We start from the raw sequence: 22,653 nt of genomic DNA on the forward strand, positions 1-22,653 counted from the left end.
AACAAAGATATTCCTAGACATCTTTCGTTTAGTACTTAAATAAGCATGTCTTTTAGATCTATAGCATTTTATTCATGCCGTTGTTAATTTAGCGTATATGATAAAAAACAACGTCAACTCTCCCATGATGACAACGTTTGGGACTTCTACTATCAAATTAATGATAAAGAAAGTGGCTAAGATCCCAATAAATAATGTTAAATGATAAAGCGTTAAACGATCTTGTTTAAACCTATACTGATGAAAAACTATAGTAGTTGTCATGAAATATAGGCATACAGAGCCGAATATAAAATATAAATCAAATGAATAACGAACCTCATTTAAAAACAGAAGCTTGATGGAAGCGGCAATCATGCTCAAAGACATTAATACAAAAAGATGGCCATAAATAATGGTCTGACCAGATGTTTCGATTGATTTGTCCACTTTCTTTTCTACATTTTCGAAATACTGCCACCACATCGAAACAATTAAAATAAACGAGATGATTGAAAATAAAATAGAATCCCAATCCCCTTTTTGTGGCTGCAGCACATACAAGGTGCTAACAACTGATTCTCCGAAAAGGATTAATGTCAATGAAGCAAAACGTTCTAATAAATGAGATGTATTAGTCGGAGCCTTCACCAAATATTTACGTCCCCAAAAAGGTACAAGGATATCAATCAGAATGCCTATATACAATATGCTATAGCGAATCCATGAATCAAATAAGATAGAAAAACAGGAGATGATTATGCCAATCCAAAAACGTGTGCCTAAATAGTGAGCAACGTCCTTTCTATTGCCTTCTTCAAAACGGTGAACAACTAGATATTGGACCGCTGTAAGGGCTCTTAATCCAATATAGCCAATTACAAATGGCAAATAGTATTGATCAAAGTTAACCGATAAGCTAGATGTCATAATCAGGACAAATAGCATCTGGAATATTGTAAAAATCCTTTGGTGTAAAAAATCTTGTCCAAAACGATTAATAAACAATGTTTGTCCTACCCAAGACCACCAGATAGGGATAAATATTAAAACAAACTTCAAAAAATACTCTGGGCGAATTTCACCTTTTTCAACATGTAGTAATACATTAGTGGCAGTTGAAACAGCTGCCACAAAAATCAAATCATAAAAAAGTTCTAACCATGTTATTTTCTTTTCTTCCATCTCATCATACTCCTTCAAATCCTATTAGCTAATCATATAATAAAATGTTTTTCTTAATAAAGAACCTGTTTAAGTTTAAATCAAAAAATTTTAGGCAAACAAAAAGGAACTGGAGTCAGTTCCTTTTTTGTTTACCTTGCGAATACGGTCCAACCCACTTAACAATGCTATTATGAAAATGGATAACAGAGCAAAGCTGATTAAAAATAGACCTATATTTACAGAAATAGGGGGATGAAAAATCTAAAATGCTTGTACATATGCCAAAACTTTAGCTATTGTAGAAAAAACACCTCCTTTGGATATCACATTCAAAGGAGGTGTTTTTATAAATTTAAAGATTAAACGGCTTGTTCTAACATTGCTTCTAATTCATTTTTGTCAAATAGATACGTTTCATTACAGAAATGACATTGTGTTTCTACTTGCCCATCTGTATCGATCATATCTTGGAGTTCTTCGCTACCTAAGCTCACTAGCACATTCGTTGAGCGATCTTTTGAGCAAGTGCATTGGAATAGGACTTCTTGTGTTTCGAGAATTTTTACATTCCCCTCTCCTACAACCATTGTTAGGATTTCTTCTGGTGTTAGTCCATCACGTACCATTGCTGAAATCGTTGGAATATTTTCTAAACGTTTTTCAATTTCTTCAATAATTTCTGCCTCCGTGCCAGGTAATGCTTGAATAATAAAGCCCCCTGCTGCTTGGATTGTATTATCAGGGTTAACGATAACTCCTACCCCAACGGAAGAAGGAATTTGCTCAGACTGTGCTAAATAGTATGTGAAATCTTCTCCTAATTCCCCTGAAATAATAGGTACCTGTCCTACAAAGGGGTGTTGTAGACCGATATCTTTTGAAATGGTTACCATACCATCTATTCCTACGGCTCTTCTAACATCTAATTTCCCAATACTGTTTAGGGGAAAATGTGTTTGCGGGTTTGTTACATAGCCTCGTACTTTACCATTTGCGTTAGCGTCAACAAGGATTGTACCTAAATCACCCCCACCATTTATACGAATCGTTAATTTGTCTTCATTTTTTAACATAGAACCAAGCATCACGCCGAAAGTCATTGAACGTCCTAATGCTGCTGATGCGGTCGGCCATGTATAGTGTCGATGTTGAGCTTCCCCTACTGTATCGACTGTTCTTGCTGCTATAACCCGAACTTGTCCGTTATATGCTAAACCTTTCACTAAATAATCCTTCATTATTATCTCTCATTTCTTCAATTTTTTAATAGATGCTTGAGGGTTCCGCTTCATAAATCAGCATTTCTGACGCCCCTAGCCCAACAATTTTCCCATCGACGATTCAATGATCCGATTATCGTGCTATTGATTTACCTAAGCCTTCAGTTTCATATCTATAATTTAAGGGCATTTGATCTCTTTCACATGTCCATGATAACGATAGTTCACTTATTCCTACCAAAGAACATAAATCATCGTTTTGATGGGGCAAAAACCGCTGATAGAAAACAAATAGTTCAATTATGAACTATAAGGGGGAATAAAAGTTAGAACATATCTGCTCTAACTTAAGTTACCTAACATTTTTTGGAGTAAAGTAAAAGAGGTAGCTTTTTCCTCTTCACTGAATCCATGAAACATTTTCTTTGTAAGATGATCAAAAATTTCTTCAAAATATGTCTGGACATCCAGTGCTTTTTTAGTTGCAACGACATACATTACTCGTTTGTCCTCGCTATTTCCCTCTTTTACAAGATAACCAGTCTTGACTAAACGGATAATCATTTCAGTAATGGTTGATTTTTGTTTGAGCATTGTATCACAAATACATTTAATTTGTATGCGTCCGCCATTTTTGTACACAATGTATAACAGCATAAAATGGCTTGGGGCTAAGTCATTATAGCCTAATCGTTTTAACTCATGCTTTAGTTCATCTTGTACAGCGGTAGAAATTATGGTATTAAATAAAATTGCTTCATGTGATTGTGTATTTGCCATTCGTATCACCGCCTTTAGAATAGTTCAATTTTGAAGTTATTTCAACTAATAGACTCATTTTAATGTTCTTCACTTTCTTTCTCAATGATTTTTTTGTTCGCAATTCATGAGCGGATACGAATGTTGAGAAACTATTTGCCCTAAGCCCTTTATCGGATTTCACAAGGCAACTACCACACGAGCTGTTCAGTCCTATACGACGGGATATAAAATTACAATTAAATAAAATAGTGCATCTGCTTTTATTGTAAAAGATCTGCAGCATAACAATAGAAGATGATTATTTCAATAAATAACCATCTTCTATATGGAGTTGTATAGGGTGATGGTTAAAAACATGATTTACAAGCCAGCCATTGGCGAAAGAAATAAGAAGGCAAAGTGATTGTGAATGGTGAACAATATACAATGATTCTATGTGATTATGAGCAGAAAGAAGAAAAAGTTGAATTTAGTAGCAAACATTCTTCCGATATAAAAGAACTGTCGTAAGTAAGGAGACCTTCCCCACCCAAGAATTCTTTAAATCCTAGAAACCTTGTTAGATTAACGGCTTCTAGAACTTTTTTCATCGCTAAAATTTTTAAACGATAGCTGTTGTAGTCGATTTTGAAACAAGTTCTCTCTCCAGCTTTTTTCGCTTAGTTCGTAATAAAAGCCCTACCATTAGGTAAAGCATTGTAGTAATAATGCCTGCCGTTGGAGAAACAAGAAATTCTTTTCCCTGAGTAATTTTGATATATCCATCAAGAATAAGTGGATTCACAAGCGCATCTTCTGTCATATGCATAAGGACAAGTGGCCAAATACTTTTCGTCATTAAATAAATTTCTGTATACATGACTGTCCAACAAATCATCGTCACAATACCTATCAACGCAAATAGCCACCTATTTACAGGAATTACACTGAAGATATCACTTTCTGATAAGAACACTAAAAAATACGGAATATGCCACGCTCCCCAAACAACACCAACAATAAAATACAACCAAAAATCATTTACCTTTAACGTTAAAAGTTTACTTGTCAAATAACCTCTCCAAACGGATTCCTCAAAAAAGTTTTTAACAAATTGGAGCAGTAAACCACCAACAAAAACTGAAATTAATACATCTAAATTAAAATCCGAAAAATCCATCCAGCCAAATATATAGCTTACTAATAAAACTACAGAAGTTATTACAGGATAAATCAGGAACGAGACAATATACCATTTTATGTTACCTTTCAAATTAGGTAATAAGCCTATATCTCGACACCCATCTCCTGCAAAGACACGTAACAGTATAGTTGTCAGCAACGGAAATACTAGCCAAATGCCCATCCCAAGCGTGTCACCTTTAGGCTGTTCAGAGATGAAATGATCTACAAAAACACCAAGCCAGCCACATAGCAAGACAACAACTATAAAGATTATTAAGTTCCGTTTAGTTTTCATTATCAATCCGCCTCCCTGTTTTCAAGAATTGAAATAACCCACCTTGAATTGGGACAAAGAGTTTCAGGATGCAGCGCAATGTATTGGGTGATTCCTTGTATAGAACACCAAAATGCTACCGCAAGCGCTTCAGCATTTCCCTGTTTAATTTCACCTAGCAATTGCCCCTTTTCTATTAACAGAATACTCTTTTTTATTAATTTATCTGCTTCCGTAAGAATTTCTTTTAAATCTTCCGATAAGGAATCAAGATGTTGTGCATTTTCCATTAGCACAAACATTTTTGCAGCAAACGGGTGTGTACGGATCATGTCAAACAAATCCTCAGCAGCCGCTGTAAATATTGCCAATGGCGATTCATTCATAAAATATAATTATTATTACTCTTCGTAAATCTAAAGCATTCATCAGGCAAAGTGAATTCATAGGAAAAATGAACTTTCATTTCTTGTTTAAGTGTCAACTTTTCATGAATTTGAATATTTAATGTATCTTTTTCAAGTGTGTAAGTTGCCGTTTTTCCATCAATTGTAATGTTATGAAACGCAACGGTCGATGGCTGTTCTAGCTCGGGTGAGACAGCTTTTGTAAACATATTAGGTATAAAATAAAAAACTAATTGTTCCCAATCATCAGTGGAGAGATTTTTAACCAAGATGGTCGATTCTAGGTGGAATTTCCCGTCATTATCCATCTAAAGTACTATATAATATTCACCGAAATTACCAGGATTTATCTCCTGCAGCATGAATTCTTTACCATTAACCTTCGTAATAACCGTCGACTTTTCATTATCATCTTGTTTATTTAAATTGCAAGCAACAAGGAAAAAACAAAATAAAGCCAAACAAATAAATAAAGATTCTTCTTAATTTTTTCGGCCTCCAATCAATATGATAGTTCTAAAAATTATCAATATACAAAAAAATATACCAACTAATTCCAAGTGTTTTCAATAACGTTTCTTTATATTAGGTATAAATGTTATGTTTTAGAAACATAAACCTTCTATCAATAGGTGTCTTCTTTAACTTCTGGCTTTTCGGATAAATTTTTTCAAACTAAATGGTGTATAAATTACCTTCCCTATATCGACATGTATTACAATTAGCATTATGACTTGATTGACGGTTGCAAATGCAAAAAAACCACCTACTATTTCACTTGTAAGTGGTTGTATTTCAATAAATTATAGTTTAACTTTTACCACTGTACCGTCCTGTGCTTTGACATCAACTAGTACGATCCCTTTATAATTCTTCAGCTCCTGGACAATGGGCTTGAGTGTTTTTTTGTCTATTGGCGGCAAGGTAAAGTCCAGTTTTTTTCTTTCAAAGTATTCTTTTGTCCATTTGTTTATATTACGCTGGAATAATGTTGAAGACAAAATGGAAATAACAATGTTTAACATCGCATATGGGATGGGGATGTTAAGTCGAACATCCTTTGTTTTCACTTTGACATGTATCATCAGTCAGTCACTAGTCAATGAACACAGAAACGGAATCCCCGTTTGCCGATTTAATATCAACGATTTGGCCATCTAATTCATTTTCAATGGCTTCCATTATAAGGCTGATATCTAGATCTTTCACATATTTTTCAGATTGTGGAATACTAGCTGCGATACTGTGTCCAGCCATTAATACTACCTTGACCAACTTGATAGGTAAATTGACAGTGACGTTATCATTTTCGGTTGATACAATACGAACTTTTAATGTTTTATCTAAATATTTAGCTGGTTTATCTAAAAGCTTATTTCCCGCGTCATCTTTATCTTGCAATACTTGAATTAGTTCAGAACCTTTTTCTGCATCAATTTTCCCTTCCTGAACCATCGTTAATACTCGTGCAATTTCCTCTTTCATGATTTATTCCTCCTATTCTTCTTTTAAAAGCTTAATGGCTTCTTCTGCTGTGATTTCGCCATTTTCTAGCAGAGTAACAACATTCTTTTGATCTACTTCATTTTTCTTCTTCTTCTGCTCATATCCGAGGGATGAAATAATATCTGTTAGCTTTCCTCTAACCGTTGGGTAGGAAATTCCAAGTTCTTTTTCAACATCTTTAATATTCCCTCTACACGCTAAAAATACTTCCACAAAATGAAGCTGATCCTTTGATAAGGATGCCAGTTTCGATAATTCAAATTCATTTTCAATCGTAGTGTGGCAGTGAGAGCACTGCAACTTTGTAATTTTTAAAGTTTTACTGCAAACAGGACAATTTGTGATCACTTGATAGGCCATAATGAAATTCCTTTCTTTAGGTTGATTTGATTATACACCAAATAATTTAAAAAATAAATTACACAAATTAATTTTTTTATATATAAAAATTAAAAATGTTAATTCGTATTTAAAAATAATTAAGTTTTAGATATATGTCGTTTTTTAAGATAACCAACTTGAAGTATGTAAGACAATAAGGGGAAACTAATCCCCCCTGCCGATGATTTTAATTTTAGATACTGAAACAACTTCACCTCCTAAACATAACTCATTAATTATCCACTAGTAGTAGGTGGTTTTATGGAGCCTTATAAATTTTTCAATATGCGAAAGGATGGTGCACCCAAAGGAACACAATTTGGGGATTTTGCACCTAATTTTATAGGAACAATATTTTTCTCTCAGTATGGTTTGGAGTGTATCAACCTTTTGGCTACCCGTCTTATAGCAATTTTCACTAAGTAAAATAACAAGAACTATAGTTCCAATCTCATATTGTATGGTACCCTAAGTTTGTCAGCTAGGTTTAATAAATAGGAGTAAAATTACAATGATTTCAAAAGAAGCATTAGAAAAAAATCAGATTTCCCTATATGTATTCGTTTTATTACTGGCAGGAGCTATAGGGTTATTTGCCCCTAATATAGGCACGCGCTTGGACATTACCCTTTCTTTTGTTATTGCGCTATTAATGTACAGCATGTTTTCACAAATTCCTTTCAGCTCTTTAAATGAAGCTTTTGCTAATCGTCGTTTTTTGGGGGCATTGCTAACGGTCAACTATATAGCGGTACCAATTGTTGTATGGCTATTAACTTTATTTTTACCAAACCACCCACCCTTATTACTTGGTGTCTATTTGGTATTACTGACACCTTGTATTGACTATGTCATTGTTTTTACAGCTCTCGGTGGTGGAAATGAAAAAGCCATGCTGATTTCGACACCTATTCTTTTCATGACCCAAATGCTATTACTACCTTTCTATTTGTGGATATTTATTGGGCATGAAGCAGCGGAAATAGTTGAAGCGGGCCCTTTTCTAGAGGCATTTTTGGAGCTCATCGTCATCCCATTAGTCATTGCAATTATTGCTCAGCTATTTGCTAAAAAATCTGTAGTTGGTCATACAATCATTCAATTTTCTGCATGGCTACCAGTTCCCTTTATGGCATTGACGCTGTTTGTTGTTGTCGCTTCACAAATCGGGAAATTATCGACATCCATTGATTTGATTGTTAAGGTCATTCCCGTTTACATGGCATTTATGCTTATCATGCCAGTTATTTCAAAATTTATTGGCAAACGATTCAAACTTGATCTTGCATCTGGTCGAGCTTTAATTTTTAGTGGTTCAACACGTAATTCGCTTGTCGTTCTACCCTTGGCCCTATCTTTACCAGATCCAATACATACAGTAGTGGCTGCTATTATCGTTACACAAACGATTGTCGAAATTATAGGAGAAATCATTTATATTCGTGTTGTGCCGCATCTATTGTTACGCGAACAATAGGCTGATTTGTAATTCAAGAAAAAATTTGGTACGATGAATATACAATTATGAGAGGACTGATGGATGAACAATGATGAACTAAACTATATTTTAAGTTGAAATCAATCACTTCAAACTACAAAATATAGGATTAGTCTGTCCATTTTTATCAATCAGTTTATACTTTTTTCGTCATTTTCCTATGGCAAAAAAGTCCTTTATCAATACCAGTAACCGACTAATCCTTCCAATGACAATTGGGGGGGTTTTTTTATTCTCTCATAGTTACATCAAAATCCTAAAAAGGAGTGTGGAAAATGAGCGATTTAGATACAATTGTTACACATGTAAATCTCCGTATAAGTCGTTAATATCCATCCTACTTATGCGGAGACATGGATTCCAGATGGATATGCCGACTTTGTATAAAAAAAAGAAAAAAAGTATTGCTATACAAAGGAGGAGTTATCATGTCAATGATACAAGTTCAAAATTTAACATTTTCCTATCCAGGTAGCTTTGATCCTATTTTTGAAGGTGTTAACTTTCAATTAGATACGGATTGGAAACTAGGATTTATCGGTAGAAATGGTCGAGGGAAGTCAACATTCTTTCAGTTATTATTAGGGAAATATGAGTATAGTGGAAAAATTAATGCTTCAGTAGATTTTACTTATTTCCCCTACCCTGTTGCAGATCGAAACAAATATACGTATGAAATTTTTGAGGAGATTTGCCCGCAGGCAGAGGATTGGGAGTATCTTCGTGAAATATCATATCTACATGTAGATGCTGAGGTTATGTATCGCCCCTTTTATACATTATCGAACGGAGAACAAACGAAGGTTTTGCTTGCTGCCCTTTTCTTGACGGAGGGTCAATTTCTATTAATTGATGAGCCGACTAACCATCTAGATACAGATGCACGAAAAATTGTCGCTAATTATTTAAAGAAGAAAAAAGGATTTATTTTAATTTCGCATGATAGAACGTTTTTAGATGGCTGTGTGGACCATATCCTTTCCATCAATCGAGCCAATATTGACGTTCAAAGTGGTAACTATTCTTCATGGAAGTTAAATTTTGATAGACAGCAGGAACATGAGGAAGCAACAAACCATCGTCTACAAAAGGACATTGAAAGATTAAAACATTCCTCGAAGCGTTCGGCAGGCTGGTCCAATCAAGTCGAGGCTTCTAAAAATGGGACGACGAATTCAGGTTCTAAGCTAGATAAAGGGTTTGTTGGACATAAGGCAGCTAAGATGATGAAGAGATCGAAGCACATTGAATCAAGACAGCAAAAAGCAATCGATGAAAAATCAAAATTACTAAAAAATGTAGAAAAAACGGAGTCATTAAAACTAGAGCCATTGGCGTTTCAGTCAAAGGAACTTATTACTTTGACTGATGTATCTGTTCGATATGATGACAACATGATTAATCAACCATTAAGCTTTAAAGTTGAACAGGGTGATCGTATTGTTCTTGATGGAAAAAATGGAAGCGGTAAAAGTAGTATTTTAAAACTCATTCATGGAAACGACATACAGCATACGGGTACCATCCATGTAGGCTCAGGTATTATTATATCTTATGTTCAGCAGGATACTTCCCATTTAAAGGGACCATTATCGGATTTTATTGAAGAGCATGGCATTGATGAAACATTATTTAAATCCATCCTTCGTAAAATGGATTTTGATCGAATTCAATTTGAGAAGGATATTGCTCATTATTCAGGTGGGCAAAAGAAAAAACTACTTATTGCCAAAAGTTTATGTGAGAAAGCTCATTTATATATTTGGGATGAACCATTAAACTTTATAGATATCTATTCCCGTCTACAAATTGAAGAGCTCATCCAGAGCTTTAATCCTACAATGGTGTTTGTAGAGCATGACCAAGTATTTCAGCAAACGGTAGCAACCAAAATTATTTCTATGTAGCTAAGTATGGAAGCTCTGAAAACTGATCGTTTGTAATCAGTAGCTCTCCAGACGTATCGCTTAATAACCCCAATATAAAGAGGAAATCCCAAGGAAAGACGACAAATGTTTTCCTTGGGATTTTCTATAGCCTTATACTAAATTTGCACTGGCTGTAAAGCCTTCTTTATATCCTGTATATCCTTTGTTAAAACACTCTTTACATTTGATCCAAACCATTCTAGTGAGGCATCTATCTCCCTATTTGAATCTATTTCTGCTAGGAATTCACCGTAATCAATGGCCCCTTCAAATAATGGAACCATCCCTTCTCGAGTCCCTGATGCAGCATAGACATTGTGTGGAGCAAAAACATCCAGTTGTGTGCGAGAGGCAATATTTTTCAAGTGAAAATGTGAAATATAAGGACGAAGTTGCTTCATGGCGACAATTGGGTCCATCCCTGATTCCCATACGTGTAAAACGTCAAAGTTAACTCGTAAGCTTGAGTGGTTCGTTTCTTCGAGTAACTGTATGGTTGAGGGTAGATTATCTGTCAACGTATTCGGATGAGTTTCAACAAGCAAGTATTGTCCTTTTGACTCGAGATAATCACAGATCAATTCAAGTCTGAAAGTGAGTTCTTCTCTTTCCTTCTTACTCGTTTCTAAGCTGCCCTGCTTGCCGACAAAAGTACGAATCTTATTTGTTCCCCAGCGCTCTGCAAGTGCAGATAACCTCTCTGTTTCAGCCATCATTTCAGCAACCGGTGCCTCTAATGGTAAATAATCACTAAGCATACTCGTTTCCAAACCGAAGGATCTTAGCCAATCTGCTCCATAATGAAGATCATCAGCTAAGTTCTTTGCATGAACACCCCAAAGCTCAATACCATTAAAGCCTTGTGCTTTGGCAAAGTGAGCTAATTGATCTATTGAATGAAGATGATGTCGAAACGAGATTGTACAAATAGATAGTTTCATAACGTGACCTCTTTCTTGTGCTGTAGTGTTAACCATGCTTGGAAGCATTCTTGTAATCCTTGCTTGATCTTGAACTCAAGTAGATTTTGTTCTTCTAGCTTCACATAAATATCTTCTATTAATAATGGATCATGCGTCATCGCAAGTTTCATCACTCGATATTGAACTGTTGTATAGCCCTTCACTAAATGCTCAATTTCATCACACCATGTGTCAAAGCCTTCCTCAGCACGGCCAAGTGCTTCCCAAAAATATGCAAATGCATGCTCATATGCATATTTTCTTATCGCTATAACTGGCAATTGTTTTATGGCAGCCGGAAGTTTTGAGATACTTTCTTTGTTATTTTCTGCAGTATGCTCATTAATAATTTCAGCAATGGCATCTGTCAATGGATTACGTTGAAGCTTGATACATGTATTAAAATAGGCTTCAACTGTCTCTGTAGTTGGAGCAATGATCGTCTCGGAATCAAAATAATAACCTCCTCCGACAGTTGGCTCTTGGATGGCAGCTATAATTCTTTCCTTTGGTAATAACCCCTCCCAGCGAAAATCAGGGTCATACATAAACCACTCTTCTTCATTTTCTCTCGATTCTAGCATCACATAATGAGGGAATGGACTTTGATGAAATTTATTCTCTCGCTCTGGAAGCTTTGATAAATCTAACATCACCATTACATGTTGCTGGGGAGATTTATGCTCTACTAACGCTAGTAGCTTATTTATATTTTCGTGTTTTGTTTGATTTTCGTCATACCATTTATGAAGCTTGATTCCATAAAGCATTTCATACCACGTTTGAAAGAAATCATGATCAATTTCATCAGAGTGGTATGTAAGCACACCATTATCAAGCACATCGAAATCCGCATCCCATACTCCAAAATAATATGGCCTATGATCGACGCCTTTGGTCTTCTTAATAACCTCACAAACACAGCTTACAAAACAATGAACTTTTATCATTTTTAGCCTCCGATTATTCTACCTTTTGCTGTTTTTCTAAGAAGTTTACTAGTGTCCCTACTGTTTTGAAATCTTTAGGAACAAGCACCTCATCGGGAATAGCAATGCCAAGGTCCATCTCTATATGAAGAATAAGTTGAAGGACCATAATGGAATCCATATACAAATCCTCATTTAATCGGGCATCTTCATTAAAAGAAGACAATGTCTGCAACTCTAATGAATTTTCCATAATATCATAGATGCTTTTGATCAGTTGTTGCCTTGTCATACGGGAATGCCTCCAAGTTTTTTTCTACTTATTTTTCCATTAGGAAGCTTTTGTATTTCATGAGCAAACACGAACTCCACTGGAATTTGATGTGGAGCAAGAAATTTCCGACACCACTCTCTAAGTTCTATATGATCGATCGGTACATCAGACACATAGAGTGCGCAAACTCGCTCTCCTGATAAATGGTCTTGTTTCTTATATACGACTGCTTCGACTATTCTTGGCTCATCCATTAACACGTTTTCCACTTCTTGCGGATACACATTCAAGCCTGCTACATTAATTGTGTCATCGATTCTTGCAAGAAAAGAAAGAATATTATTTTCTAGATAGCCAAGATCTTTCGTATAAATCGTTTGTGTAGATGTTTCAATGATAATCTCGCTTGGTGTTTGTTTGTCACCAGCTGTCACCTTCACATGAGGAAGAGGATAGCCCATTTCTTTCGTATCTTCCACATTAGGGTGAATCGCAACACAGCCGGATTCGGAGCATCCATACTGCTGAAGGACTTGGTTAGATTTCTCTCTTAATGATGTTAACCAGCTATGTGGCATCACAGTCCCTGACGTCATCACACGATCAAATTGTTGATCACTCGGTAATAATCGACTTAATGTATAAAGTAATGCTGGGGCTCCATAGAGTATGTGCTGAGGATATTCTTTTAGCTTTTTCAACATATATTTAGGATTATTATTCGTAATAATAACCGGCTTTGCTCCTCTTCTTATACAAGCAAGGACACCACAAATAAAACCATAAGAGTGAGTAACTGGGCAAGCAACAATAGAATTTGTCAAGGAATCAACAGGTAATGTCTGAACATAGCTTTCAACCTCCTCGTCCACTGAGCTCCACGTTCGTTCAATGCATTTTGGAGCTCCTGTTGTACCAGAGCTCATTTGAACTAATACCCCTTCTTGGTTATTGGAAAGATTGGATAATTCGATAAAATCATCAATAGATTGGAACAATAACAGATGACTACCCGCTGTCGAAGCGATTCTTATGGCCCCCTCTTTGGGCGTCGCTGGATGGATTGGGACAACTGACCCTCTTTTTTCACGAATATATAAACAAAGAGCTATATATTGGAAAATATCATCCGTACAAATTGCTAATCTACTATTGTTACATTCCTTTAGATAAGGTAAGCGTTCATATATATCAAACTGTTTTTCAATATCTTCTACTGTATAAAATTGATCATTGACATAAAACATCATGATTTCCCCTTTTCATTCGCTTGTGCCAACGCATTGTTGACGATATGGCGAAAATTACCTTCTTCTTGATTTTGCACTTTCTTTTTTAGTAAGGATTCAACATAAATAGTTGTGCTAGTATGCTGAAGCTGTTCATTTCTTGCCTGGAGAGATGGAAAGCGTTCAAAGTGCTTCTGTATGCCGTCCTTAATTTGATTCCAAAAGCGTATTTCTTCATATCTATATTGCTCTTCTAGCAAATTAGATAGCTCACTTAAATGAAACACGAATAGTGTATCCATCGCTAACTCACGTAAAGCCTCTACAGAAGACATCCAATAATAATGATCGGCAGGTGCATCTTTAAATCGGTCATGTATCGTTCCAAAATCGGGGATGAGGTTTCGATCTGTTATGAATTCTTCCGTATATTCGATACTGTCATGGAAATCTCTCAGTACAACCCGAGTCGGCCACCCATTTTCATGCAATAAAATCATATTTTGCGCATGGGCCTCTACTGCAATTCCGTGAGCAACAAGTAGGTGCCAAACTGGAATAACACTCACTTCAATCAAGCGTTTTATCCACGCCTCCGTACCATATCGGCATAGCCAATCAGCAATAAACGGACGACCATCTAACTCCATCATCATGAGTACCGTAAAGGGTACTGCTTCCTCCTCCTCCTTCATATACAGGCGCACACTTTCTCGCCAGATGGTGCCAAGCTGACCTTCTAATTTACTACTATGCTTTGAGGCATGCGGTTCAAAAATAATGCCTGCATATTCTTCCAGTACAATAACAGTCTTTTGTAAATAGGCATCTGATTGAAGTACCTGTTTAAGCCATGCAGAAATATGAGGAGCAGCACAAACAGCATGAGCATGTAACTTTCGTAATGAAGAGGTATTCACCATATTCATTGAGCATTTTAATTGCGCCTTGTGGGGATGTGAGGAATTCCATAATGTTCGGACTGATTGGGTTGCCCTATAGTAATCTCCATTCACATCTAAAGCTATGAAATCTCTTTGTTCCATTAATTCAGCTAGCTCCTGTTTCATGGTACGCCATTGCCAAGGGTGAACAGGTAAGAACGTATAGTCTTCGAATGTGCCATTGAATCTCGCAAGCTCGGTAAGAAGGTCGTCCCACAGTAAATGCCCTAGCTCTCTTTTCCAAAAGGTTTCTTCTTCTTCAAGAACAGCGATTCGTACATAGCTTCTTCTCACTGCCACCCATTGAAGGGTGAATGATTGCTTTCCTTCAGGGCCATAGTTTATATGGTCGTCAATCGTAAAACCGGTTCTAGATTTAAAACAAGGATGATACGGATGTCCTTCCATAATTTCCGATTCTAAATCCTCATAGCTCGAATGTCTTCTCGATATCGGCATTTGGAGATGTCTATCATTCCAATCGCAAAGATTACTCGTTAAATGAAGTTCTTTCAGTAACCGAATTTTATCTTGACGACTCGTCAGTAATTCATCGACTAGTTCCTCAAATGTTGCTTCCTGTAACGTCTCATCCTTGCTTACTTGAAAAATATGATCTCCCTTTATTCGGATGCGATCAAATGCCATTCTTCTTCCTTCACAGCGAAAGGTGTATGTCTGTCCAATAAGAGTAAAAATTGAAGCCCATTGATCCAGACGTGTTTCTTCATAGTTGATTAGTCCCTCAAAGATCATCGCTTCAACAAGCTGCCGTCTTACACGTAGCTCTCCTCTTTTAGAGGCTAAAGGCTGTAGCTGCTGCATAGTCTGCCTCCTCATACTGACGAACAAAGGGGTTTGGAATTTTCGTATATACGGCTTGCTCAAGTTCGGCTTCAAGTTCATCTACATCATGAAACCTTGTTAAAAGGTTTGCTTTGAAGGCAAGCTCTTCTTGATTTAGAATGTTCCGAACAAATGCCTTCCCGAAACCTGTCAATTCGTTTTCTAATAAGTGCAGTTGTTCGATAGACCACTTCAAAAGAACATTTTCGTTAATAAGCTGATCCGCTCCAAATCGAGAAATAACAGGAAACAGTTGATTCATAAATAAATAATACGTAAATCTATCTTGAATAAGAGCATCTTCGTAAAACAGCTCTTCTGTTTCATGTAAAGATGGCTCTATTGCAAGAAGTACATCTTTATAGGCCTTTGATAAATAATAACCTTGGTTATCTCGATAATAATATGTGGTTGGATAACCGGAAGAGATGTTTAATAGACTGTTTTGCTGATGGGCTTCCAGAGCGATCCCATGCTCATCATATAATCTTAATAATGGTTCAATCGCACATGTCCAATAATCTTTAAACCAATCTAAGCTGACACTCTCTAATGACCGGCGTTCGGATTGAGCGATTTTCATGATGAGCTGACATAGCTTTGATTTTTCTTCTAGCAGGGGCTCTTGCACAAGCGTAGCGATCATGCAGATTCCTTCATCTTGGCCTATAGGAAATACGTTTGAGCGAAAAATAACCTCAAACCCTGATTCCGTCTGGTTTGGAAACTTTACAGTCATATAAGCAGGGTCATGAATCATCTGAAAGGATGGATGATTTTGTAAAAAATCTAATTTATTCATTAATCGAGCCATAGCAATCCCAGCTTTAAGTTCATGAGTTCTATTGACCCTCAATGAATTTGTTATTTTAACAGGAATTGAAAACTTATACATCATTTCTTCCTGTGAGTTATAAACCGTTCTGATGGAAGAGGTTGCTGTATAAAAAGCGCCTAGTGCACCCTCGTATTGTATGAATCCTTCAGTAATCGCCTTTTTTACATATTGTTGCTGTAGAAGCCATTGTGCTTGTAGTGGGTGGACAGGAATGAAACAATCCTTCACTGACGCAACAAAATTAGGCTGTGATGTTATTAACGATTGAACAATGTGATCACTCGCACTTTTTTCTAATACGGACGCCTCCTTCACCATTTTACGGTCAACACGAAAATAGTGAAGTTGGAAAAAACCTTGTAACTCTGGAGCAAAACTGGTTTGTTGCCAATCTGCCATCCCTTGTCTACTTTTGGGTGTTGGATGAAGCCAATGACCGAGTAAGAGAGACTGCTCCGCTTCAATAAACGTACCACTAGCTCGAGATTGCTTATCACCTTCCAAACTCTTTTCAATATAATGGGCCATCGTTTGATAGCTCTCAATTATGCGAAGAATGAGTTCGTCAAAATGAGAAGAAAGATTAAGACCGCTATCCCCTTTAGCCATCCAATGTAGTTCCTGAATGAGCGTAATAAGGATTGATAATTTATCCTCGACAAGCCATTGTTTTTGTTTTGTACAATACTTCAACGCCGTACCAATTACCTGTCTTCCGACAAGAGATTTATATTCCACACCAAAGGCAAAACGTATGTTTTGTCTTGGTAACTCAAGCTCAAATATATGTGCCTCTGTAATCAGTGCTGATAGTCGTTGTTCTTTAATCCACTCCTCCTTTTTGACCCAATGCCCGCTTCTCACCTCTCGTATATAACAATTTATAAACGCCTGAAACGTTGCATTTTCTGCAATCTGTTTAGCAATCTGTTGCATGAAATAAACCAATCCTTTCACAGAGCCTTTTTACTATTAATTGATAATCATTATCACTCATTGTTAAAAAAAGGAGTCTCCCTTATTAGAAAGACTGAGAAGTAAAAGAAACAATATCGATTATAATTGATAATGATTATCGTTTTCAATAATAATTACATTTTATAGGTAATTTGGAAATGACTCAACTGTCTAAAGACCTATATGGCAATATAAACCATCGAAATAGGTAAAAGTATAGAAAAATACGTCGTTTTTTGTATCAGTAATAAAATATTATTACTAATTAAAGGGTTTCAATGATGAAATATTACAAATAAACAGAAAGAAGAGCTTCATTTCGGAATGGTTCTTATGGCTTGAATGTTTTTATTTTTTCTAGCTATGGCATCTAAATGTTCATGCAGAAAAATATTAAGTATGTATAGAAAAATGGCAGAAATGTTGCGATATCAACGTTTCTGCCATTTAAAATTTAAATGAGTGTTTTTGTCATAATTAAATCTAATTGTTCTTCCTCACCCATGTAAAAGCTGTGCGCCCCAGTTTGAACAAAGCCTATTTTTTTATAAAAGCCAATGGCATTGTCATTTTTATCCCAAACCCCTAACCAGATGCTACTTTTATTTTGGGCTTCAGCTAATTCGATCGCCTTGTTCATAAGATATTTGCCAAGACCTCTTCCTTGAAATGACTGTCGAATATAAATACGTTCAATTTCAAGGGACTCATTCCCCATTTGTTCAGATTGGGCATCATTGACATTCACCTTTAAGTAACCCGCAATGACATCATTGTCATAAATAAAATAGAATTCTGAAGCTTCATTACATAATTCTTTTTCCAGCCGATCCTCTGTAAATGCTTTTTCCAAGTAAGCAGTCATATTTTCAGGTGAATTCTGATCTTTAAAGGTATCATTAAATGTTTCAATACTCACCTCTTGGAGTTTTTTTAAATCACCTAAGCTACATTTCGCAAATTTGATTGACATTGATTACACTCCTTTAAAACTCTTTATAGATTTTATATTGCAAATGCAACAAAAAGAGTATATATTGAATGTAACTTAATTTTGTTGTATATGCAATATAAATTGTAGGGAGGTTGTAAAAGTGAAATATGTTTTTTATGTCATAGGCATTTTTATCTTAACGCTAGGCATTTCTTTAACTATTCAATCCAATCTAGGTACTTCCCCCTTCGATGCTCTTTTAGTAGGACTATCTAAAAATATAGGGCTGACAGTTGGTAGCTGGGAAATTATATTGGCCATTATTTTAATAGGCTGTAATGCTATACTAACTAAACAAAGGCCCGAATTTTTGGGCTTTATTACAGCTTTTATTACGGGAATTGGGATTGATATGTGGTTATCTTTGTTACACAATGAGTTAACACCTGTAGCTTGGTATAGTCAAGTTGTTTGTTTTGGTGTTGGTTTAGTTGTGATTGGGTTAGGGACTGCCACCTATTTACATACGAATTTTGCACCGATTCCTGTTGACCGATTAACCTTACTAATTAAAGAGCTAACGAAAAGGAGCATCTTTTTTGCAAGAACGACTATTTATATCTTGTTTTTAGTGCTGGCGTTAATAGTGAAAGGCCCAATTGGCTTTGGCACAATCATAACGGTTTGTTTGGGTGGGTTCATCCTCCACTTCTTTATGCCGATTACTGGTAGCATACTAGATAACATCCTACACCGCTCTACTCCATCTGAAAATGAAGAGCTCAAAAGCTAGTATTCATGTTTGAATGGGGGATGTCATTTGATAAAGTTTTTTTGCCTAGTAGCTGGCAGTTCCCCCATTTCTTCCATAAAAAAATCCTGCTACTAACAGGATTTTTAAACGAAATCTATAATGTTACACTGTTTTCTTGAAAAAACCTTTTCTTATCCTCTTCTGTGAATTCTTCTAATGATTGATAGGTATAATGAGGATTTCGATCCTTATCAATGACAACGGAGCGCACACCTTCATAGAAATCCCTATGTCTTAAAAAGTTTCTTGCCAAAATGAAATCGGTCTTAAAGCATTCTTCTACTTTTTTTTCACGAGCGTCCATAAGCTGCTGTAACGTAATTTTTAAAGAGGAGGGTGATTTCGATAGAAGCAAGTGCTTCGTGTCACGGGCAAATTCGCTTTGGTCCTGGTCTAAGGATTGTATGATTTCCTCTACAGTATGTTTTGAAAAATGGTGGTTTATTACTGTTTGAAGCTTCTCAAGTTCACTGTTCGCGGATGGCTTACTAGAATATTTCTTTATTAGTTGGGTTATGATTGCGTTTATATTGTTAGAATGCCAGTCCGTCTGTTTTACACTTTGAAGGAAATCAGATAGCTTTTCACTCGTCATATAATGATCTGCCCCATTAGCAAAAAGGACGTCTGCTGCTTTAATAGTGGACGCAGTTAATGCTAGGTAGTAACCAATAGAACCTGGCGCTTTGTTTAAGAAATAGCCCGCTCCAACGTCTGGAAAAAAGCCAATATTCATTTCCGGCATCGCCCATTTAGTCCGCTCTGTAACAATTCGGTGGCTTGCACCATAGGTTAAACCGACTCCACCTCCCATAACAATGCCATCAAGACAAGCAATAATGGGTTTAGGATAATGATAGATCGCCAAATCAACTTCATATTCTACTTCGAAAAAGTTTTCAGCCCCTTGTAATGCATCTTGACTGGATTGTGCTTGATAAAGTGTTTTAATGTCACCACCAGCGCAAAATCCCTTCTCCCCAGCCCCTTGTAGTACAATAAGACGGATTTCATCATTCGCTTCCCATTCTTTTAATTTTTCTCTAATAGGGTTAAGCATGTCAGTGGAAAGAGAATTTAAAGCTTTAGGGCGATTCAATGTAATGGTTGCCGCTCCTCCATCTTCGACCGAAAATAGTACTTCGTTTGCCATGTTGGACCCCTCCTTTAACAATGTTTAAAGTGTGGCTGTCTTTTTTCAATAAATGCCTGCACACCCTCTTTAGCATCATTTGTTAACAATAGCTCAGCAAAACGCGTTCGTTCAAGCTCTAGTCCTTGTTGAAAATTAGCCTTCGTGCTTTGAATTACACATTCAATTGTACGAGAGACACTTGTCATACTTTTACCCTCAACAAAGGAATTCGCAACAGTCTTAGCCGTCATCAAAAGTTCCTCAGGTTCTGTTACTAGTTGGACAATACCGAGCTGTAATGCCTCGTCAGCACTCAATTGTTTACTTGTTAAAATTAATTGGAGCGCCGTTGCTTGATTTGTTATTCTGCTAAGTCGTTGAGTCCCCCCGAATGTAGGAAGTAGTCCAAGCTTTAATTCGGGTAAGCCGAGAATGGCTTGTTTAGAAGCAATTCGGAAATGACATGCTAACGCTAGTTCGAGTCCACCCCCAAGGGCGGGTCCATTAATGGCCGCAATAACTGGTTTCTTCATGGCTTCTACTTCATCGCATAGCGCTTGCCCTGCTTGAGCCATTTGCAATGCTTTTTCCTGTTGGCCAAAGGCTGAAACAAACTCCTTTATATCAGCCCCAGCGACAAAAAATCGACCAGTGCCAGTCATAATAATGGCACTTGTTTCTTCATCCTCCGCTAGCTCTTGGAAAATACGACGCAGGTTTTCAATAGAGGCTGATGACAAAGTGTTTGCAGGTGGATGATCTAAATGAATAATAGCAATAGACCCCTCTTTCGTAACGTTTGCCAATGTATCAATCATGTTGCTCCTCCTAACTAATCATTTTTGGGTTGTCAATGAATGTTCTCGCAAGTATCCTTTTTTTCATAAATAGATTTTGCCGTAGTGGAATATTTAACTGTCGAATACTATTTAGCAAGCTTACTCGTTTTTGCTCATTGCTTTCAGCGGCCGTAATAATAGTAATTGCACTTTCTTCTATTTTGCGGTAACCCTCCTGGCATAATATGTCTGTCATCAATTGTTTTGTTTGCTCATGTACAGCTTTTTTCGACCTCAGCCAGGCTGATTCCATGACATAGCTTTCCATGGCTATATCCGCCAACAAACGCATAAATTCTTGCTCCTGCTCGAGTTGAATCTGTGCATTCGTAATGACTGTAATTGCTAGTTGCATCAAATGCTTGGAGAGAAGGATATAATGGTGATTATTTTCGAATGGCTGACAGTGCATAAAATCATCTGCTATTGCAGTTGTTTGTATATTTTTTTTCCACAGCATTTTTGCCAATGTGAGGCGATTGATTTCATTTGTACCTTCGAAAATACGGCTAATTCTTGCGTCCCGATACAAACGTTCCACATCATAATCTTGCATATAACCATATCCACCATGTATTTGGACAGCTTCATCAGCAATTTTTCCAAGTGCTTCGGAACAATGTACTTTATGGAGTGCGCATTCGAGTGCAAATCCGGATATTTTCTGAACCACCGTTTCCTTACTTCCTGATGCAATAGCCTCATCCATTTTTCCAGCCGTTCGGTATGCAGCACTTTCTGCTCCATAAATCAAAACGGCCATGTCAGCAAGTTTTTCCTGTATCATTGTAAAATCAACGATAGATCGTTCAAATTGTCTCCGTCCCTTCCCGTAATTCACTGCTAATTGAAATGCCTGTTTGGCCGTTCCTATATTGGAAAAGGCAAGCTTTAGACGAGCCATATTCAAGATGTTCATAGCGACGATATGCCCTTTGCCAACCTCTCCAAGAACATGATCAATTGGTACCATCACGTCTTCTAAAATGAGCGTTGCCGTTGAAGAGCCTTTAATGCCCATTTTCTCCTCTTCCTGACCTACAGATACCCCTTTAAAGGAACGTTCGACAATCAACGCAGTCATTCCATTATGCGTCTGGGCAAAAACAACGAAGACGTCTGCTAGCTGAGCATTCGTAATCCATTGCTTTTCTCCGTTTATTATCCATGCTGTACCATCTTCTGTTAATCTAGCATTCGTTTTGGGGCGCAGTGCATCAGAGCCTGCATCGGACTCTGTAAGTGCATAGGCACCAATCCATTCTCCAGATGCAAGCTTTGGTAAGTACCTCAGCTTTTGCTCCTCATCGCCAAAATAGACATAGGGTAATGTGCCCACCCCAGCATGGATATTGTAGGAAACGCTGAAAGAGCCCCCAAAACCCATTTTCTCTGCTACAAGACCGGAAATTGTTTTATTGAGCTCGAGTCCTCCATAGGCCTCGGGAATTTCAATAGCCAGTAAACCAAGATCACCTGCTTTTTGAAATAGTTGACGAGTGATCGCATATTGCTGCAGTTCAATAGATGACATATTCGGTGAGACATCCTGTTTAATGAAGAGCTCAGCAGTTTTTGCAATGAGCTCTTCTTCATCATGAAAATCCTCTGGTGTAAAGATTGTCATTTTGTCTTCTAGTCGATCCATATGAGTCCTCCTTGAAAG

At 36.8% G+C, this 22,653-nt stretch carries 23 protein-coding genes; 4 read left to right on the plus strand and 19 right to left on the minus strand.

Annotation, left to right across the window (positions count from 1 at the left end; genetic code table 11):
- Window positions 1-72: 72 nt before the first annotated feature.
- The 9 genes from PI85_RS21020 to PI85_RS21060 all read right to left on the minus strand — a co-directional run bounded on the left by PI85_RS21020 (window position 73) and on the right by PI85_RS21060 (window position 6,839).
- Window positions 73-1,164 carry a low temperature requirement protein A gene (locus tag PI85_RS21020; protein WP_036125991.1) on the minus strand — a complete coding sequence of 364 codons (1,092 nt, stop codon included), beginning with the start codon at window positions 1,162-1,164 and terminating at the stop codon, window positions 73-75.
- Between the two features lie 341 nt (window positions 1,165-1,505).
- Window positions 1,506-2,384, minus strand: a complete 879-nt coding sequence (hslO, locus tag PI85_RS21025; protein WP_036125993.1) for an Hsp33 family molecular chaperone HslO — start codon at window positions 2,382-2,384, stop codon at window positions 1,506-1,508.
- Between the two features lie 324 nt (window positions 2,385-2,708).
- Window positions 2,709-3,146: a MarR family winged helix-turn-helix transcriptional regulator gene (locus tag PI85_RS21030; RefSeq protein WP_025115223.1), complete on the minus strand. Its 438-nt coding sequence runs from the start codon at window positions 3,144-3,146 to the stop codon at window positions 2,709-2,711.
- A 583-nt stretch (window positions 3,147-3,729) separates the two neighbouring features.
- Window positions 3,730-4,587: a CPBP family intramembrane glutamic endopeptidase gene (locus PI85_RS21035; protein ID WP_025115222.1), complete on the minus strand. Its 858-nt coding sequence runs from the start codon at window positions 4,585-4,587 to the stop codon at window positions 3,730-3,732.
- A 2-nt stretch (window positions 4,588-4,589) separates the two neighbouring features.
- Entirely contained in the window at window positions 4,590-4,937 is a 348-nt protein-coding gene (locus tag PI85_RS21040; RefSeq protein WP_144422586.1) for a hypothetical protein, read from the minus strand.
- Window positions 4,938-4,948: 11 nt separating this feature from the next.
- Complete coding sequence (locus tag PI85_RS21045) at window positions 4,949-5,281, minus strand: hypothetical protein (protein WP_036125996.1); 333 nt, start codon at window positions 5,279-5,281, stop codon at window positions 4,949-4,951.
- A 495-nt stretch (window positions 5,282-5,776) separates the two neighbouring features.
- On the minus strand, window positions 5,777-6,058 hold the full coding sequence (locus PI85_RS21050) for a hypothetical protein (protein ID WP_036125999.1): 282 nt from the start codon (window positions 6,056-6,058) through the stop codon (window positions 5,777-5,779).
- Between the two features lie 10 nt (window positions 6,059-6,068).
- Window positions 6,069-6,458 (minus strand): hypothetical protein, encoded by a 390-nt coding sequence (locus PI85_RS21055; protein ID WP_036126002.1) that lies wholly within the window; start codon window positions 6,456-6,458, stop codon window positions 6,069-6,071.
- 12 nt (window positions 6,459-6,470) lie between these two features.
- Entirely contained in the window at window positions 6,471-6,839 is a 369-nt protein-coding gene (locus tag PI85_RS21060) for a DUF2089 domain-containing protein (RefSeq protein ID WP_036126004.1), read from the minus strand.
- A gap of 282 nt (window positions 6,840-7,121) precedes the next feature.
- Here PI85_RS21060 and PI85_RS24470 point away from each other — a divergent pair, with 282 nt between their 5' ends.
- The 3 genes from PI85_RS24470 to PI85_RS21070 all read left to right on the plus strand — a co-directional run bounded on the left by PI85_RS24470 (window position 7,122) and on the right by PI85_RS21070 (window position 10,265).
- On the plus strand, window positions 7,122-7,286 hold the full coding sequence (locus PI85_RS24470) for a hypothetical protein (RefSeq protein WP_158499492.1): 165 nt from the start codon (window positions 7,122-7,124) through the stop codon (window positions 7,284-7,286).
- An 85-nt stretch (window positions 7,287-7,371) separates the two neighbouring features.
- Window positions 7,372-8,337, plus strand: a complete 966-nt coding sequence (locus tag PI85_RS21065; protein ID WP_036126006.1) for an arsenic resistance protein — start codon at window positions 7,372-7,374, stop codon at window positions 8,335-8,337.
- 449 nt (window positions 8,338-8,786) lie between these two features.
- The gene (locus PI85_RS21070; protein ID WP_036126008.1) at window positions 8,787-10,265 is read left to right on the plus strand and encodes an Lsa family ABC-F type ribosomal protection protein; all 1,479 of its coding nucleotides are present in this window, start codon (window positions 8,787-8,789) and stop codon (window positions 10,263-10,265) included.
- Between the two features lie 137 nt (window positions 10,266-10,402).
- On the opposite strand, the gene PI85_RS21075 is transcribed toward PI85_RS21070, so the two are convergent.
- The 7 genes from PI85_RS21075 to PI85_RS21105 all read right to left on the minus strand — a co-directional run bounded on the left by PI85_RS21075 (window position 10,403) and on the right by PI85_RS21105 (window position 18,238).
- Window positions 10,403-11,227, minus strand: a complete 825-nt coding sequence (locus tag PI85_RS21075) for a sugar phosphate isomerase/epimerase (protein WP_036126009.1) — start codon at window positions 11,225-11,227, stop codon at window positions 10,403-10,405.
- Complete coding sequence (locus tag PI85_RS21080; RefSeq protein WP_036126011.1) at window positions 11,224-12,198, minus strand: DUF6005 family protein; 975 nt, start codon at window positions 12,196-12,198, stop codon at window positions 11,224-11,226. Before PI85_RS21080 ends, PI85_RS21075 begins: the two co-directional genes overlap by 4 nt.
- A 13-nt stretch (window positions 12,199-12,211) precedes the next feature.
- Entirely contained in the window at window positions 12,212-12,469 is a 258-nt protein-coding gene (gene asbD, locus PI85_RS21085) for a petrobactin biosynthesis protein AsbD (protein WP_036126013.1), read from the minus strand.
- Entirely contained in the window at window positions 12,466-13,701 is a 1,236-nt protein-coding gene (locus tag PI85_RS21090) for an AMP-binding protein (protein ID WP_082011614.1), read from the minus strand. The genes asbD and PI85_RS21090 overlap by 4 nt, the downstream gene beginning before the upstream one ends.
- Window positions 13,698-15,449 (minus strand): IucA/IucC family siderophore biosynthesis protein, encoded by a 1,752-nt coding sequence (locus tag PI85_RS21095; RefSeq protein ID WP_036126016.1) that lies wholly within the window; start codon window positions 15,447-15,449, stop codon window positions 13,698-13,700. Before PI85_RS21095 ends, PI85_RS21090 begins: the two co-directional genes overlap by 4 nt.
- Window positions 15,421-17,244 carry an IucA/IucC family siderophore biosynthesis protein gene (locus tag PI85_RS21100; RefSeq protein WP_036126018.1) on the minus strand — a complete coding sequence of 608 codons (1,824 nt, stop codon included), beginning with the start codon at window positions 17,242-17,244 and terminating at the stop codon, window positions 15,421-15,423. Before PI85_RS21100 ends, PI85_RS21095 begins: the two co-directional genes overlap by 29 nt.
- A gap of 475 nt (window positions 17,245-17,719) precedes the next feature.
- Window positions 17,720-18,238, minus strand: a complete 519-nt coding sequence (locus PI85_RS21105; protein ID WP_036126020.1) for a GNAT family N-acetyltransferase — start codon at window positions 18,236-18,238, stop codon at window positions 17,720-17,722.
- Window positions 18,239-18,359: 121 nt separating this feature from the next.
- On the opposite strand from PI85_RS21105, the gene PI85_RS21110 reads away from it, so the two are divergent.
- On the plus strand, window positions 18,360-18,992 hold the full coding sequence (locus tag PI85_RS21110) for a YitT family protein (RefSeq protein ID WP_036126021.1): 633 nt from the start codon (window positions 18,360-18,362) through the stop codon (window positions 18,990-18,992).
- A 115-nt stretch (window positions 18,993-19,107) separates the two neighbouring features.
- On the opposite strand, the gene PI85_RS21115 is transcribed toward PI85_RS21110, so the two are convergent.
- From PI85_RS21115 to PI85_RS21125, 3 genes are read right to left on the minus strand one after another with little or no spacing between them, the layout of a single operon-like run.
- Window positions 19,108-20,166: an enoyl-CoA hydratase/isomerase family protein gene (locus tag PI85_RS21115; protein ID WP_036126022.1), complete on the minus strand. Its 1,059-nt coding sequence runs from the start codon at window positions 20,164-20,166 to the stop codon at window positions 19,108-19,110.
- A 14-nt stretch (window positions 20,167-20,180) separates the two neighbouring features.
- Window positions 20,181-20,966, minus strand: coding sequence for an enoyl-CoA hydratase-related protein (locus PI85_RS21120; RefSeq protein WP_036126024.1), 786 nt, complete (start codon window positions 20,964-20,966; stop codon window positions 20,181-20,183).
- Window positions 20,967-20,976: 10 nt separating this feature from the next.
- Window positions 20,977-22,635: an acyl-CoA dehydrogenase family protein gene (locus PI85_RS21125; protein ID WP_036126025.1), complete on the minus strand. Its 1,659-nt coding sequence runs from the start codon at window positions 22,633-22,635 to the stop codon at window positions 20,977-20,979.
- Between the last annotated feature and the right edge of the window lie 18 nt (window positions 22,636-22,653).

It is taken from the genome of Lysinibacillus sp. A1 (genome assembly GCF_000801965.1).
GTDB classification, from domain to species: Bacteria; Bacillota; Bacilli; order Bacillales_A; family Planococcaceae; genus Lysinibacillus; species Lysinibacillus fusiformis.